16 protein-coding genes are annotated in these 14,093 nt (G+C 72.0%); 10 read left to right on the top strand and 6 right to left on the bottom strand.

Annotation, left to right across the window (positions count from 1 at the left end):
• The first annotated feature begins 81 nt into the window (after positions 1 to 81).
• The 4 genes from ABZ459_RS38890 to ABZ459_RS38875 all read left to right on the top strand — a co-directional run bounded on the left by ABZ459_RS38890 (position 82) and on the right by ABZ459_RS38875 (position 3,532).
• Positions 82 to 957: a sugar ABC transporter permease gene (locus ABZ459_RS38890; RefSeq protein ID WP_357981613.1), complete on the top strand. Its 876-nt coding sequence runs from the start codon at positions 82 to 84 to the stop codon at positions 955 to 957.
• Positions 950 to 1,831, top strand: a complete 882-nt coding sequence (locus ABZ459_RS38885) for a carbohydrate ABC transporter permease (RefSeq protein ID WP_357981610.1) — start codon at positions 950 to 952, stop codon at positions 1,829 to 1,831. The genes ABZ459_RS38890 and ABZ459_RS38885 overlap by 8 nt, the downstream gene beginning before the upstream one ends.
• Before the next feature lie 20 nt (positions 1,832 to 1,851).
• The gene (locus ABZ459_RS38880; protein WP_357981607.1) at positions 1,852 to 2,913 is read left to right on the top strand and encodes a Gfo/Idh/MocA family oxidoreductase; all 1,062 of its coding nucleotides are present in this window, start codon (positions 1,852 to 1,854) and stop codon (positions 2,911 to 2,913) included.
• 163 nt (positions 2,914 to 3,076) lie between these two features.
• Positions 3,077 to 3,532: an SgcJ/EcaC family oxidoreductase gene (locus ABZ459_RS38875; RefSeq protein ID WP_357981604.1), complete on the top strand. Its 456-nt coding sequence runs from the start codon at positions 3,077 to 3,079 to the stop codon at positions 3,530 to 3,532.
• A gap of 57 nt (positions 3,533 to 3,589) precedes the next feature.
• On the opposite strand, the gene ABZ459_RS38870 is transcribed toward ABZ459_RS38875, so the two are convergent.
• Complete coding sequence (locus ABZ459_RS38870; protein WP_357981600.1) at positions 3,590 to 4,210, bottom strand: TetR/AcrR family transcriptional regulator; 621 nt, start codon at positions 4,208 to 4,210, stop codon at positions 3,590 to 3,592.
• 91 nt (positions 4,211 to 4,301) lie between these two features.
• Here ABZ459_RS38870 and ABZ459_RS38865 point away from each other — a divergent pair, with 91 nt between their 5' ends.
• Genes ABZ459_RS38865 through ABZ459_RS38855 form a run of 3 tightly spaced genes read left to right on the top strand, consistent with a single transcriptional unit; the run spans position 4,302 to position 6,793 of the window.
• A complete protein-coding gene (locus ABZ459_RS38865; protein WP_357981597.1) occupies positions 4,302 to 4,958 on the top strand; it encodes a CatB-related O-acetyltransferase in 657 nt (218 codons plus the stop codon).
• 39 nt (positions 4,959 to 4,997) lie between these two features.
• A complete protein-coding gene (locus ABZ459_RS38860) occupies positions 4,998 to 6,185 on the top strand; it encodes a macrolide family glycosyltransferase (RefSeq protein ID WP_357981594.1) in 1,188 nt (395 codons plus the stop codon).
• Between the two features lie 41 nt (positions 6,186 to 6,226).
• Entirely contained in the window at positions 6,227 to 6,793 is a 567-nt protein-coding gene (locus ABZ459_RS38855; protein ID WP_357981591.1) for a YciI family protein, read from the top strand.
• Positions 6,794 to 6,814: 21 nt separating this feature from the next.
• Here ABZ459_RS38855 and ABZ459_RS38850 read toward each other — a convergent pair whose 3' ends face one another.
• Entirely contained in the window at positions 6,815 to 7,210 is a 396-nt protein-coding gene (locus ABZ459_RS38850; protein WP_357981588.1) for an STAS domain-containing protein, read from the bottom strand.
• On the bottom strand, positions 7,210 to 7,593 hold the full coding sequence (locus tag ABZ459_RS38845) for an STAS domain-containing protein (RefSeq protein ID WP_357981585.1): 384 nt from the start codon (positions 7,591 to 7,593) through the stop codon (positions 7,210 to 7,212). Before ABZ459_RS38845 ends, ABZ459_RS38850 begins: the two co-directional genes overlap by 1 nt.
• Positions 7,594 to 7,822: 229 nt before the next feature.
• Between ABZ459_RS38845 and ABZ459_RS38840 the strand changes: the two genes are divergently transcribed.
• From ABZ459_RS38840 to ABZ459_RS38830, 3 genes are read left to right on the top strand one after another with little or no spacing between them, the layout of a single operon-like run.
• Positions 7,823 to 8,140, top strand: coding sequence for a helix-turn-helix domain-containing protein (locus ABZ459_RS38840; RefSeq protein ID WP_357981582.1), 318 nt, complete (start codon positions 7,823 to 7,825; stop codon positions 8,138 to 8,140).
• Between the two features lie 51 nt (positions 8,141 to 8,191).
• Positions 8,192 to 8,764 (top strand): dienelactone hydrolase family protein, encoded by a 573-nt coding sequence (locus ABZ459_RS38835; protein ID WP_357981579.1) that lies wholly within the window; start codon positions 8,192 to 8,194, stop codon positions 8,762 to 8,764.
• A gap of 51 nt (positions 8,765 to 8,815) precedes the next feature.
• Positions 8,816 to 8,938, top strand: coding sequence for a hypothetical protein (locus ABZ459_RS38830; protein WP_357981576.1), 123 nt, complete (start codon positions 8,816 to 8,818; stop codon positions 8,936 to 8,938).
• A gap of 18 nt (positions 8,939 to 8,956) precedes the next feature.
• Here the strand turns inward: ABZ459_RS38830 and ABZ459_RS38825 are convergent, their stop codons facing one another.
• The 3 genes from ABZ459_RS38825 to ABZ459_RS38815 all read right to left on the bottom strand — a co-directional run bounded on the left by ABZ459_RS38825 (position 8,957) and on the right by ABZ459_RS38815 (position 13,975).
• Entirely contained in the window at positions 8,957 to 9,442 is a 486-nt protein-coding gene (locus tag ABZ459_RS38825; protein WP_357981573.1) for a DUF4232 domain-containing protein, read from the bottom strand.
• Between the two features lie 31 nt (positions 9,443 to 9,473).
• On the bottom strand, positions 9,474 to 10,799 hold the full coding sequence (locus tag ABZ459_RS38820; RefSeq protein WP_357981570.1) for a hypothetical protein: 1,326 nt from the start codon (positions 10,797 to 10,799) through the stop codon (positions 9,474 to 9,476).
• A gap of 170 nt (positions 10,800 to 10,969) precedes the next feature.
• Positions 10,970 to 13,975, bottom strand: coding sequence for a M4 family metallopeptidase (locus ABZ459_RS38815; RefSeq protein WP_357981567.1), 3,006 nt, complete (start codon positions 13,973 to 13,975; stop codon positions 10,970 to 10,972).
• Positions 13,976 to 14,093 lie beyond the last annotated feature (118 nt).

The following is a 14,093-nucleotide window of genomic DNA, read 5'->3' as shown; positions in this document are numbered from 1 at the left end:
GCGGCCCCGGGCCGTCGCCGAGCGCCCGGGGCCACCCGCCCGAGACATTCACAAGATTCGACAGAAAGGAGGTACGCGCGGATGACGATCCGGCGGACCTGGTGGGCCTGGGGATTCCTCGCCGCACCGCTCCTCGCGTACGGCATCGCCGTCGTGTGGCCGGCGCTGTACTCCTTCGCGCACGGCTTCACCGACTGGAAGGCGGTCGGTGGCGGCGACTTCGTCGGGCTGGCCCAGTTCCGCCGCATGGCCGCGGACCCGAGCTTCGCGCGAGCGCTGGCGAACACGCTGATCTGGACGGTGGCGGGCGTGCTGGTGCCCACCGTCGTCGGCCTGGCGCTGGCGCTGGCGCTCAACCGCGTCACGCGGTTCGCCAAGCTGATCAAGTCGTTCTTCTTCCTGCCGCTCGCGCTGTCCCTCGTGGTGGTCGGCCAGGTCTGGTTCTGGATCTACCGGCCCGAGGACGGCCTGCTCAACCTCCTGCTCGACGCCGTCGGGCTCGGGTCACTGGCACACGCCTGGCTGGCGGACCCGGACACGGCCCTGTGGGCGGTGATGGTCGCCTGGGGCTGGCAGCAGGTGACGCTGGCCATGGTCATCTTCCTGGCCGGGCTCACCGCGGTCTCCCGCGACCTGACCGAGGCGGCGCACATGGACGGCGCCGGCGCCTGGCAGCGGCTGCGCGCGGTCGTGCTGCCCGCCCTGCGGCCCTCGTCCGTCGTGGTCATCTCGCTGAGCCTGATCAACGCGCTCAAGAGCTTCGACATCGTCTACGTCATGACCGGCGGTGGACCGTTCCGGCAGACCGAGACGCTGGCCGTGCTCGCCTACCGGGTGTCGTTCAAGACCTACGACTTCGGCTACGGCAGCGCGGTGTCGATCGTGCTGTTCGTCGTCTCGATCGTGATCATCGGATTGTTCTTCGCCTGGAATGCCTGGAGGGACCGGCATGCCTGAGACCGCCCTGGCCACCCGCGGCGCGATCCCGGCCGCCCCGGCCGCCGCGGGGAGACGTTCGTCGAAGGCCCCGCTGGCCGCGGCCCTGCTGGGCTTCGCGGTGGTGTTCCTCGTCCCCTGCCTGGGCGTGCTGTACACCTCGCTGAAGTCCGACGCCGACATCGCCGCCAACGGCCTGTGGGCCCCCAGCGGCAGCCTCAGCCTGGACAACTACCTGCAGGCGTTCGCCGTCGGCGGCACCGGGCGCTACCTGCTCAACTCGGTCCTGGTGACGGTCCCGGCGACGGCGATCTCGGTCGCGCTCGGCACGCTGGCCGGGTACGCGATCGCGATGTTGCGGCCCCGTTTCGGCGAGCTCGTCGGGTTCTTCCTGCTGGCCGGGCTGTTCGTGCCGCCGCAGATCCTGCTGATCCCGCTGTTCCAGGGGTTCAACGCGACCGGCATGTACGACACGCTCTGGCCGATGATCGTCGTCCACTCCGGCTACGGCATCTCCCTCTGCACGCTCGTCATGCGCAACTTCTTCCGCAGCCTGCCGATGGAACTGCGGGCGGCCGGCCTGGTCGACGGCGCCGGCGAGCCGCGCATCCTGGCCTCCATCGTGCTGCCGATGACCCGGCCCGCGCTGGCGGCCCTGGCCACGCTCCAGTTCACCTTCATCTGGAACGACTTCCTCTACCCGCTGGTCTTCACCCGCTCCGACACCATGCGGACCGTGATGGTCGGCATCCTCCAGCAGCAGGGCCAGTTCTCCATCGCCTACGGCGTGCAGGCGGCCATGGCCGTGCTCGCCAGCCTTCCCACCATCGCCATCTTCATCGCCTTCCAGAAGCACTTCATCGCCGGCCTCACGGCCGGGGCGGTCAAGGGCTAGAAAGAGATTCAGGAGTCCCAGTGATCCGCGTAGGCATCATCGGCTGCGGCCGCATCTCCGACCTGCACGCGCAGGCGTACCTGGAACATCCCGAGGCGGTGATCACGGCCGTCTGCGACCCCGTCGCCGGCAACCGCGACACCCGCGGGGCGGCCTGGGGCGTGGCCGAGCGCGACCGGCACGCCGACTACCGCGAACTGCTCGCCCGCGACGACGTCGACATGGTGGAGATCCTCGTCCCCCACCACCTGCACGCCCAGGTGACGCTCGACGCGATGGACGCGGGCAAGCACGTCTCGCTGCAGAAGCCGATGGCGACGAACCTGGCCGACGCCGACGCGATGATCACCCGCGCCGCCGAGCGCGACGTCGTCTTCAAGGTGTTCGAGAACTTCGTCTTCTACCCGCCCGTCCAGCGGGCCAAGCAGCTCGTCGAGGCCGGCGAGATCGGCGACGTGCGCAGCATCCGGCTCAAGTCCAACCCCGGCTGGAGCCCCACCGCCTGGGAGGTGCCCGCCGCGGCCAGCGCCTGGCGGGTCGATCCCGAGCAGTGCGGCGGCGGCCCGCTGGTGTTCGACGACGGGCACCACAAGTTCGCCATCGCCTGGCACTTCCTGGGCATGGCCGACCGCGTCCACGCCTTCGTCGGCAGCAGCTACGACGGCCTGATCGACGCGCCGTCCATGGTGAGCTGGACGCATCCCGACGGCGCCGTCGGCGCACTGGAGGTCGTCCACTCGCCGGAGCTCAAGCTCGACACCGTGCACTACGCCCAGGACGACCGGGTGGAGATCACCGGCACCCGCGGCGTCATCTGGATCACCCGCGGCCATGGCCGCATGCTGGACGTCGCCCCGGTCGTCCTGCACCGCGACGGCGTCACCACCGGCTACGACGACATGCCGACCGGCTGGGAGACGAGCTTCGTCCGGTCGGGCCGCCACTTCGTGGACGCCCTGCTCAACGGCACCCCGCCGACGCTCACCGGCGAGCAGGGCCGGGAGGTCCTGGCCTTCGCGCTGGCCGCGCAGGAGTCGGCCCGCACCGGCCGCGCGGCCGTCCCGGCGCTCTCCCGCCCCTGACCTCGCGCCTTCCCGATCCCGAGCTCCCCGGCACGGCCTCTCGCGCCGGGGACGCTCCCGAGAGTTGACAGTGGCCGACCCCTCTTCTAATCTCTTCTTTAGAGAAGATAAATCTTCTAAGAAGCAAATGCTTTCGAGAAGCTATCTGGGGAAGGCCACGCCCATGAGCAACACCCTCACCGCCGCCGACGCCGCCGCCATCACCTCCGTGCTCGACCGTCTCGCCGACGCCTGGAACCGGGCCGACGGCGGCGCGTACGGCGACCTGTTCACCGAGGACGCCACCTACATCACGTACGTCGGCACCCTCTACACCGGCGCCCGGGAGATCGGCGACGCCCACCAGGTGCTGTTCGACAGCTTCGTCAAGGGCACCAGGCTGGCCAGTGAGACCGTCGGCATCCGCCCCGCCGGCCCCGACGCCGCCCTCGTCGTCACCCGAGGCGACACCTACAAGGGCAAGCCCGGCAAGCTGCACAAGATCCAGACCTACACGATGGTCCGGCAGGCGGACGGCGGCTGGAAGATCGCCGCGTTCCAGAACACCAAGCACCAGGCCCTCATGGAGGCCGTCTCCTTCAGGTTCCAGCCCGCCGGCAAGCCCGCCGCCCACGCCTGAACCCTCGCCCGCACCTTCACCCCGCACGGCCCGGCTCGTCCTGACCGCGACCCGGGCTCACTGTTCCGGCGGAGGGGCGAAGGCGCCGGCCGCGGCGGCGAGCGCGGCCGTCCGCGCCGCCTGGTCCGGCAGGTCCGGGTCGGGGGGCGTGCGGAGGAGCACCAGGTGGTGGTAGAGCGGCGCGGTCGCGGCGACGAGCAGTCGCCGCGCGTCCGTGCCGGCCGGCAGCTCGCCCCGCTCGACCGCCCGCCTGACGATGACCTCGCAGCGGGTGTACCGGTCCTCCCAGAGCCGCCGCAAGCCGCGGGCGGCCTCCTCCGAGCGGAACGAGGCGGCGATCAGGGCCGCGGCGATCGACGGCTGCGCGGTCATGGCCGCCTGGTTCTCGTGGTTGAGCGCCGCCAGGTCGCCCAGCAGGGAGCCGGTGTCCCGGGGCTCCCAGTCGTCGTCGCCCGTCGCCTCCAGGACGTCGGCGAGCAGGCCGCCGACGTCCCGCCAGCGCCGGTAGACCGTCGCGCGGTGCACGCCCGCGCGGGCCGCGACGGCGTCGAGGGTCAGGCCGTCGAAGCCGTGCTCCCCGAGCTCGGCGCGGACCGCGTCGAGAACCTGCGCGCGGATGCGACCGGTACGGCCACCAGGACGGCGGCGCGGGCCGGGCGACGGGCTCTCGGGCGTCATCGTTGCCTTTCCCGTTTGCGAGGCGGACGTCGGCATGCCACCATCTTAATGTACAAGTTGTCGCATTAGCAGTGGCGGAAGGAAGAGATCCATGAACGCCCGCGTCCCCGCCGACCCCACCGTCCTGCACCCGATGCCCGCCCAGCCACGGGTGGTGCTGCTGCGACCGCTGGTCAAGTCCCCGCTGATCGAGGTGGGGGAGTTCTCCTACTACGACGACCCCGACGACCCGACCGCGTTCGAGACCCGCAACGTGCTCTACCACTACGGCCCGGAGAAGCTGGTCATCGGCAGGTTCTGCGCCCTGGGCGCCGGGGTGCGGTTCATCATGAACGGCGCCAACCACCGCATGGACGGCCCCTCGACCTTCCCCTTCCCCACCATGGGCGGCTCGTGGTCCGACCACTTCGACCTGCTCACCGGCCTGCCGAACCGCGGTGACACCGTCGTCGGCAACGACGTCTGGTTCGGCCACGGCGCGACGGTGCTGCCCGGCGTGCGCATCGGGCACGGCGCGATCATCGGCGCCGGCTCCGTGGTCACCTCCGACGTGCCCGACTACGGCATCGTCGGCGGCAACCCGGCCCGCCTCATCCGCATCCGCTACCCGGCCGACGACGTCGCCCGCCTGCTCGCGGTGGCCTGGTGGGACTGGCCCGCCGAGCACATCACCGAACACGTGCGCACGATCATGTCGGGCAGCGTCGCCGACCTGGAGGCCGCCGCCCCGGGCGCGCGCCGCGCCTGACCCGCCGTCCAGCACCCGTCCCGCCGCGCAGAACCCGAAATGAGTGATTCGCCCATGTCCCGCCGCCGCGCCCACATCGCCATGGTCGGCATCCCCGCCGTCAGCCACGTCCTGCCCAGCCTGGAGGTCGTCCGCGAGCTGGTGGCCCGCGGCCACCGGGTGACGTACGCCAACGACCCGGCGGTCGGCGACCTGGTCACGGGCACCGGCGCCGAGCTGGTCCCGTGCTCCTCGACGCTGCCGGTCGCCGACAACGACTGGCCCGACGACCCCATCGCGGCGATGGGCCTCTTCCTGGACGACGCCGTCCAGGCGCTCCCGCAACTGCGCGCCGCCTACGACCACGACCCCGCCGACCTCTACCTGTACTACATCGGCGCCTACGCCGCGCGGGCCCTGGCCGAGGCGCAGGGCCGTCCCCTGCTGCAGCTGTCGCCGACGTTCGTGGCCTGGAAGGGCTACCAGGAGGAGGTGGCGGCGCAGCTGTGGCAGTTGCCGGGAGCCGACGCCTACCGGGCCAGGTTCGCCGGCTGGCTCGCCGGATCCGGCGCCACCACCACCGACGTCGACGCCTTCTCCGGCCATCCGCCCCGCGCGCTGGCCCTGATCCCGCGGGCGATGCAGCCGCACGCCGACCAGGTCGACACCGCCACCGTGACCTTCGTCGGCCCCTGTCACGACCTGCGCGGGCAGGGCGGCTGGAGCCGTCCCGGCGACGCCGAGAACGTCCTGCTGATCTCCCTGGGGTCGGCCTACACCCGTCAGCCGGAGTTCTACCGCCGGTGCCTGGCGGCCTTCGGCGACCTGCCCGGCTGGCACGTCGTGCTGCAGATCGGCAAGTACACCGACGTGGGGGAGCTGGGCGAGATCCCGTCCAACGTCGAGGTGCACCCGTGGGTGCCGCAGCGGGCGATCCTCGACCAGGCCGACGCGTTCGTCACCCACGCGGGCATGGGCGGCTGCTGCGAGGGGCTGCTGGCGGGCGTGCCGATGATCGCCGTCCCGCAGGGGGCCGAGCAGTTCGCCAACGCCGACCGGCTCGTGGAGCTGGGCGTGGCCCGCCGCATCGACACCCCCGACGCCACGGCCGAGGCCCTGCGCGCCGCGCTGGCCGAGCTGACCGGCGACCCGGAGGTGGCCCGCCGCCTGACGCGCCTGCAGGCGGAGGCGCGGGCCGAGGGTGGCACCACCCGCGCCGCCGACCTCGTCGAGCAGATGCTGGGCTGAGCCGCCGGGCCGTGCGCCGGTTGTGACCGGGAGGAGGTCACGTGGTAGGTACTCTCGGCATGGAGTTCTTCTGCCACCACCGTGACCGTCCCGGATCGGGCCCCCTGCGCAAGGAGTTGGGGGAAGCACACTGGTCCTACATGGACCGGTACGAAGCGGAACTGATCGCCCGCGGCCCGACCCTCGACCGCGACACCGACGCGGCCACCGGCAGCGTGCACATCGTCGACCTGCCCGACCCCGCCGCCGCGCGGGCGTTCGCCTTCGACGAGCCCAACTACCAGGCTGGGGTCTACCGCGACGTGCTGCTCCGCCGCTGGCGCAACGTGCTGGGGCGCACCATGTGGGAGTTCCCCGGCGGCCGGCAGGGCGGCAACCGGTACCTGGTGCTGGGCCTCGGCTCCGGGCAGCCCGCCGACCTCGTCCCGCCGGCCGACGGCGACGAGCTGATCGCGTACGGGCCGCTGCTGTCCGACGACGGCGCCACCTGGGTCGGCACCGCGCTGCTGGTCCGGGCGCCGGACGCGGACGCGGCCCGCGCGGTCCTCACCGCCGACCGGTACGCCGGGATCGAGGTGCACGACTGGGAGTTCGGCGGCCGTCGATGACGACCGGCGGCCACGCGAAGGTCAGACGGCCTCGGAAGGCTCGGCGGGCTCACCGGGCTCCTCGGGCCCGGCGTCCCGGAGCGCCTCCACCGCGGTGACGGCCTGGGAGACGCGGTCGTGGATCGTCACGAGCTCGACGGTGCCGGTGATCTCCAGCAGCCGGGCCACCGTGGCTTGGAGACCGGCCAGGTGCACGTCGACGCCGTGCGCGCGGGCCAGCGTGGCGGCCGCGAGCAGGACGGACAGCCCGGAGCTGTCGAGGAACGTCAGCCGGTGCGCGTCGATGATCAGGTGCTCGTCCAGACTGCGGCGCACCTGGTCGAGGTAGGTCTCCAGGTGGCCGGAGGCGGTGGCGTCCACCTCGCCGGCCACCGTGATCACGGTGATTCCCGGCAGGTAGCTGCTGGCCAGGTGCATCACAACCGCTCCACATCATCCGGCAGCCGATCAGACATGGCGTCCGCGGCCGCTCCGACGGCTTCCTCCACACCGGCGTGGATGTGCAGCCTGTCCCACACCCCGGTGATCTCCAGGATGCGGGCCGGGATGTCCCGTACGGCGGCCAGGCGCAGACTCCCGCCCGCGTCGCGGACGTCGTCGTGCGCCCGCAGCAGCACGTGCAGGCCGCTGCTGTCCATGAAGGTCAGCTCGCCCAGGTCGAGGACCAGGGAGCGGCCGGGGCGATGGGCGTCGCGAATGGCGGACTCCAGGCGATCGGCGTTGGTGGCGTCGAGCTCACCGGAAACCGTGACCAGCACGCCGGCCGGAACCGGCCGGCAGCTCATGTCGAGCACTGACATGGCGGCCTGGTGGTGGCGCTCGACGTGGCGGCAAGGTGCGTCTGGGTGACGGACATCTGTTGTTCCCCAAGTGGGCCTGGCCGGTCGGGACGGCGTCAGGTCCGCCCCACGACCCAAGGTTAGGGGCGAAGAGGGTTACAGGAAAGAGGTTTCGTCATAGGATCTTCATGTAAGCATTTTCGTCCCGCCCCGCGGATCCGGGACGTCCAGGCAGAAAGCGTCAGAGGCTGTGCCCGACCCTGAAGACCATCCGGCGACGTGGACGTTCCTGACCCATCACGCCCGCGTGCTGGTGGAGATCGCCCGTGACCCCGACGTGCGGCTGCGCGACATCGCCACCCGCATCGGCGTCACCGAACGCACCGTCCAGAACATCGTCTCCGACCTCTACCAGGCCGGCTACCTGACCCGCGAGCGGATCGGCCGCCGCAACCGCTACAGCCTCGACCTCGACCGGCAGTTCCGCTACCCGACCGAGGCCGGGCTGCCCGTCCGTCTGCTGATCGACATGTTCACCGCCCACGACCTGCCCGCCCAGGACGGCTGACCCGCCGCGGCCGGGCCGGGCGCACTCGCCCACGGCCGCTAAGCTGCGCGTATGGCGCGGATTCTCCTCCTGCACTCGATGTACGGCCTGCGGCCCGCCGTCCACCAGGCCGCCGACAGGCTCCGGGGGGCGGGGCACGAGGTGCACGTCCCCGACCTCTACGACGGCCGCGTCGTCGACACGCCCGAGGAGGGCATCGCGATCAAGGAGGAGATCGGCAGCGAGGAGCTGCTGAAGCGGGCCATCACGGCGGCGGCCCCGCTGTCCGGCGACGGCCTGGTCTACGCGGGCTTCTCCCTCGGCGCGGCCATCGCCCAGAACCTCGCGCTGGGCGACGAGCGTTCCCAGGGCCTGCTGCTCATGCACGGCACCTCCGACATGGCCGAGAGCGCCGCCGCCGACGACCTGCCGGTGCAGCTGCACGTCGCCGACCCCGACTTCTACGAGCCGGTCGACTGGCTCAACGCCTGGTACCTCCAGATGCGCCGGGCGGGGGCCGACGTCGAGGTCTTCCGCTACCCGGGGGTCGGCCACCTGTTCACCGACCCCGGCCTGCCCGACTACGACGCCCCGGCCGCCGAACGCGCCTGGGCGGTCGCCCTCGACTTCGTCGCCGGCCTCTGACCTCTGCCCCGGCCCGGGTACGACCCCGGCCGCCCCGGGTAGGGGCCGGGGATGAGGTTCGGGAACTGGGACGTGCGACCGCTGGGCGGCTGGCCGGGCTGTCTGGCGATGATCCTGATCTCGCTGCTGCTGTCGGCCGTGCTCACGGTCGTCGTCAACGTGCTGCTGCGCTGACCCGCCCCCGCGAGGTCGTCAGGCCAGCAGGGTGACGTCGAGCCGTCCGCCGTCGCACACCTGGCCGGCGTCGAAGGGCACGTCGAGGTACGACCGCTCGTCCGGCGGGATGACCAGCAGGCGGGCGGGGCTCGGGCAGGCGGTCTCGGCGCCGGTCTCGACGACCGTCCAGTGCAGGGTGGTGCGGGCGCTGCCGCCCGGTCGGACCGTCACCCGGTGCTTGGGGCCGGCGGCGCGGCGGACGCGGGTGCGGAGGGTGTCGCCCTGCTTGTCGATCATGATCAGCCCGGGGTGGCCGTACAGGGTGCAGGCGGTGCGTGAGCCGTTGGTGAACACCAGCGGCGCGTTCCTGTTGCCCGCGCCGGCGTCGATCGTGCCCAGGCGTATCTGGAGCTGGGCGGCCGAGCAGCGACGGACCGGGGCGGACTCGCCGGCCAGCGCCGGCGCGGCCCCGCCCGCCAGCAGCAGCCCGGCCACGAGCGTGGCGGTGGTGAAGCGTCTCATGTGGTGTTCGACGCAGGGAACGCGGTGAAAGTTATGGCCGGGAGTCGGTCCGTACGACAAGCAGCGTCAGGACGACGGCGGAGGCGAGGAAGGCGGCGCTGAACCACAGCGGCGAGAGCCCGAAGGAGGGCTCGTCCGCCGGCCCGGTGGCGAACAGGCCGTCGGGATACAGCCCCAGGTCGCCCGAGGACGGCCCGGGCGGCGCGGCGGTCAGCGCGCTGACCACGCCCACGGCGGCCAGCACCACCAGCGCCGCCACCGTCGCCCGCACCAGGCGGACGGTGCCGCGCAGGACGGCCACCAGCACGACCAGCGCGACCCCGCCCACCCCCGCGAGCAGGTCGAGCCCCAGCCACGCCAGCGCCGCCGGCACGCTGACGGCGCCCCCGGCGACCACCTGCTCGACCGCGCCCCGCGGTCCGATCCAGAACGGCATCCCGCTCGCAAGGTTGACGGCCGCCGGGACCAGCGGCAGCACCACCGCCGATGCGACCGGCCACCACGGCCGGGCCGGGATCCGCGCGGGCGGACGCCGGGGCCCGAACGGCGACGCGGGCGGCCCGGCGAGCTCGTGCGCCGAGCGTGCCTGCCACCCCAGGCCGACGATGCCGAGCGCGAGGAGCAGCCAGAAGCTCAGCACCTCCAGCGGCGTGGCGTCAGAGGACGCGAACGACGTCGGCCGGACGAACGACGTGACCAGCGACAGAACGCCCATCGCCACGGTCGCGCGGCTCCAGCGCGGATCCTGGGCCTGAGCCGTCAGCAGCAGCGCCAGCCACGCCACCCCCGGCACGCCCCCGAGCAGGGCGATGTCGAAGAAGATCATGCCGGGCTTGAACAGCAGGGCCTGCGAGAGGGTGAGACCGAGGCCGGCGACCACGTCCGCCGTTCCCAGGACGAGCATGAGGATCCGCGCCCAGGCAGGAAGGGCGCCCCCCACCGCGACGGAGAACAGCCAGACCATCGCCCCCTGGACCAGCAGCAGGGTGACCAGCGCCCCGGTGCCGACCGGCTCGTCCCAGGAGTACAGGAGGGAGAAGGGCGGCAGGGAGAGGGCGATGCCGGCGTACAGGACGGCGCGCAACAGGGCGATCCGGCGGTCGGGGCTCGGCCGCGCGTCGCGCCGGCGCCCGCGCAGCACCTGCCAGTAGACCCAGCCCTGCACCGCGCCGACCAGCACCAGCAGCAGCACGATCCCTGGGGAGGCGGCCGGACCGGACACCCCCGAGCGGACGACGGCGAACCAGAGCGGGGACACCTCGCCGGTGACCAGCGCGAAGACCCCGAGGCCGGCGACGAGGGCCACGTAGGCCACCGCGACGGGCATCGCGACCAGGCCGAAGCGGTAACGGCGCACGGGCACTCCCACCCAGAACAGGCGACCGGGGCGCCCACCCTACTGAAGGGCCACGAACATGATCAAACCATGCCGGAGCGTCCGGAAACCAGAACGGAGGGGGTCCGGTGGGACCCCCTCCGCTCCGGCCCTCAGTCACCCCCCGGGTACGTGGGGCACTGGGCGGACCGTCATCCGATCCGCTGCCACAGAGCCGGTACGACGTCGGGCGTCCAGTCCGGCTGAGAGGTGTGGGCGATCACGCAGCGATAGCGGACACCCTGGTAGGTGACCTCGTCGCCGGCGTTGTAGGCGTGCCATTCCTGCCAGGTGTCACCGCCGCCGCCACCGTTCACCGTCAGCGAGAACGACGTGCCGTGGCTGGCGGCGCCGTTCGCGTTGAGAGTGATCGTGTACGTCTGCGCCGGCGTGCTCGACGACGTGGTCACCGTCACCGTGGACGACTCACCCGAGTTGATGGACGACGGGCTGAAGGTCACGGTCGCGCCCGGCGGCACGCCGTCGGCCGCCAGCGTGAGCGGGATCGGCCGGCCGGTGGTGACCTGCGTGTTCAGCGTGGTGGTCGCCGTCGCGCCCGCCGTGACGGTGGCCGACGACGGGTCGGCGGCGACGGTGAAGTCGCCCGCCGGCGTGCCGCCGGTGACCGTGAGCGCGTAGCTCGCCGTCTGCGTCTGCGCCGTGCCGGTGGCCGTCACCGTGATCGGGTACGTGCCGTTCTTCGCCGTCGAGGCCACCGTGAAGGTCAGCCTGGACGACTGGCCCGACTGGATCGTGGCCGGGTCGAAGGCCACGGTGACGCCGTTCGGCAGCTTGGTGGCCGACAGCGTGACCTGCTGGGGCTGCCCGCCGGTCGTCGCCGTGTTCACCGTGGTGGCCACGGTGCCCCCGGCCGTCGCGGTGCCCGCCTCCGGGTCGAGCCGGACGGAGAACGCGTCCGGGTCACCGGGCCGGGAGACGGTCAGGGTGTAGTTCTGCGTCTGCGTCTGTGCCGTGCCCTGGGCGATCACCTGCACGGTGTACGTCCCGGCCGGCACGGAGGACGCCGTCGCGAGCGTCAGCGCCGACGACTGGCCAGACTGGATGGTGGCCGGGTTGAACTGCGCGGTCACGCCCGCCGGGAGCGTCCCCGTCCTGAGCTGGATCTGCTGGGCGTTGCCGCTCGTGGTCGTGGTGGTCAGCGTCGAGGCGGTGCTGCCGCCCGCGTCCACGGACCCCGACGTGGGGCTGAGCGTCAGCGAGAACTGGTCGGGGATCGGCCGGTTGACGGTGAGCGTGTAGTTCTGCGTCTGCGTCTGGGCCGTGCCCTGGGCGATCACCTGCACGGTGTACGTCCCGGGAGCCGCGCTCGCCGCCACGTTGAGGGTCAGCGTGGAGGACTGGCCCGACTGGATGGTGGCCGGGTTGAACTGGGCGGTCACGCCCGCCGGGAGCGTCCCCGTCCTGAGCTGGATCTGCTGGGCGTTGCCGCCGGTCGTCACCGTGCTCAGGGTCGTGGCGGCCGCGCCGCCCGGGTCGGCCGCGCCGGAGCCGGGGCTCACCTGCAGCGAGAAGGTGTCCGGGTTGGCCACGCAGGTCGGGTCGCTGGTGCCCCGGACGCTCACGGCGTCCCAGGCGGACTTGACCGCGTTGAACTCCACGCAGCTGTTCGGGAACAGCGCCTTGGCGGCGTTGAGCGAGGCCACCCGCGCCTTGGCGTGGGTCCACGGCTGCGTCTTGGCCTGCAGCGTGCCCATGAAGATCTTGCCGGCCTTCTGGATGCCGATGCCGGTCACCGAGGACGGTCCGCCCTGGCAGATCGGGCTGCTCGGCTTGCCGCCGCCGGGGTTGTTGCCCTCGGCCAGCAGGTAGAACCAGTGGTTCTGGGGCCCGGCCGCCGCGTGCACCTCGGTGGTGGGGATCGCGGTGCTGTAGCAGTTGGGGTCGCCGACCTGGGACGGGTTGTACATGTACCGGATCGGGCCGTTCCCGACGAGGTTGACCTCTTCGCCCACCTGGTAGTCCGGCGGGTCGTTCGGGTTGTTGGCGTAGGCCTCGGTCAGCGCGCCGAAGATGTCGCCCGTGGACTCGTTCAGGCCGCCGACCTCGTTGTTGCCGTTGTCGCCGCCGGGGGTGTTGGTGAAGACGGAGTGGCCGAACTCGTGGCCGACGACGTCCATCGGGGTGGCCTGCTGGTTGCCGGCCTGGTTGTGACCGAAGGTGGTGTACGAACCGTTCCAGAACGCGTTGACGTCGTTCAGCCCGACCCGGATGGGGAACGAGCGGCCCGTCCCGCTGTGGCCGTTGCGGCCCAGCCAGTCGCGCAGCATGTTCCATTCCATCTGGGCGGCGTACAGCGCGTCCACGCAGGCCGTCTCCAGGTCGGTGCCCGAGCCGTTGCCCCAGGAGTCGCTGCTCTTGGTGTAGGCCGACCCGTTCTGGCCGCCGCACTGCAGGCCCGGCCTGGTGGTGTCCACCATCCGGTACGAGCCGGCGGAGCCGCTGGTGTCGATCGTCACCGTGCCGTTGTAGAAGCCGCGGCCGGTGCCCTCGTGCACCTTGTCGAACTTGTCGATCAGCGAGCCGGAGCGCGCGTCCACGAACACGTCGAGGACGCTGGGCCTGCCGGTGGCCGTCCGCCCGGCGACCTGGACCCGCCAGGCCAGCTTGGGCGTGGCGCTGGTGGCGTGCACGACCAGCTTCGCCGTGGTCACCTCGTCCACCTGCGGCAGGAGGGCTCCGGCGGTGGCCGCCGCCTGCCGGCCCGTGACCGAGGGCTCGGTGCCGACCTTGATCTTCGCGGTCTGGCCGGTGACCACCTGCTGGATCACCTGGCCGGCCCGGTCGGTGCCCACGACGACCTCGCCGCCGTAGACGGGCAGGCCCTTGTAGGTGCGTTCGTAGGTCAGATATTGCAGGCCGTAGGTTCCGGCGACGTTGGACGAGAGAGTGAAGGCGTCGCCGGAGCCCTTGTGCAGGCGTTCGGCGCCGGCGGCGAGTGCCGCGTCGGCGTTCACTTTCGCGCGGTCGCGCGATTTGGGGTCCGCCGGCGCGAACGCCGGGGGTTCGGTCCTGGCGACGGTGGTCGCCGCGGTGGATAAGTGCGCCTTCGAGGCGGCGCCGGCGGCGCCTGTCATCGAGGCGGTAAGGGCCGCCGCCGCTAATACGGCGATCGTGCCCGACTTGAACGTGCTGTTCACTCTGGGTGACTCCTCTCACATGTCCCCGGGGGTGTGGGGATCGAAGGAGCCCTTCGGCTGGGGCTTGCTTAAAGTTGTCACCCAGGGTGGTCAGGCGAACAGCTCACAAATTTCCATA

The organism is Nonomuraea sp. NPDC005692 (genome assembly GCF_040631115.1).
Lineage (GTDB): Bacteria > Actinomycetota > Actinomycetes > Streptosporangiales > Streptosporangiaceae > Nonomuraea.
The sequence above is the reverse complement of the archived record's forward strand: the minus strand, read 5'-3'. Positions and strand labels throughout refer to the sequence as shown.

What these genes read in the sequence shown, in the direction of transcription:
- ABZ459_RS38890 (WP_357981613.1), top strand. Translation starts at nt 82, where the DNA reads ATGACGATCCGGCGGACCTGGTGGGCCTGGGGATTCCTCGCCGCACCG.
- ABZ459_RS38885 (WP_357981610.1), top strand. Translation starts at nt 950, where the DNA reads ATGCCTGAGACCGCCCTGGCCACCCGCGGCGCGATCCCGGCCGCCCCG.
- ABZ459_RS38875 (WP_357981604.1), top strand. Translation starts at nt 3,077, where the DNA reads ATGAGCAACACCCTCACCGCCGCCGACGCCGCCGCCATCACCTCCGTG.
- ABZ459_RS38870 (WP_357981600.1), bottom strand. Translation starts at nt 4,210, where the DNA reads ATGACGCCCGAGAGCCCGTCGCCCGGCCCGCGCCGCCGTCCTGGTGGC.
- ABZ459_RS38865 (WP_357981597.1), top strand. Translation starts at nt 4,302, where the DNA reads ATGAACGCCCGCGTCCCCGCCGACCCCACCGTCCTGCACCCGATGCCC.
- ABZ459_RS38860 (WP_357981594.1), top strand. Translation starts at nt 4,998, where the DNA reads ATGAGTGATTCGCCCATGTCCCGCCGCCGCGCCCACATCGCCATGGTC.
- ABZ459_RS38850 (WP_357981588.1), bottom strand. Translation starts at nt 7,210, where the DNA reads ATGCACCTGGCCAGCAGCTACCTGCCGGGAATCACCGTGATCACGGTG.
- ABZ459_RS38845 (WP_357981585.1), bottom strand. Translation starts at nt 7,593, where the DNA reads ATGTCAGTGCTCGACATGAGCTGCCGGCCGGTTCCGGCCGGCGTGCTG.
- ABZ459_RS38835 (WP_357981579.1), top strand. Translation starts at nt 8,192, where the DNA reads ATGGCGCGGATTCTCCTCCTGCACTCGATGTACGGCCTGCGGCCCGCC.
- ABZ459_RS38830 (WP_357981576.1), top strand. Translation starts at nt 8,816, where the DNA reads ATGAGGTTCGGGAACTGGGACGTGCGACCGCTGGGCGGCTGGCCGGGC.
- ABZ459_RS38825 (WP_357981573.1), bottom strand. Translation starts at nt 9,442, where the DNA reads ATGAGACGCTTCACCACCGCCACGCTCGTGGCCGGGCTGCTGCTGGCG.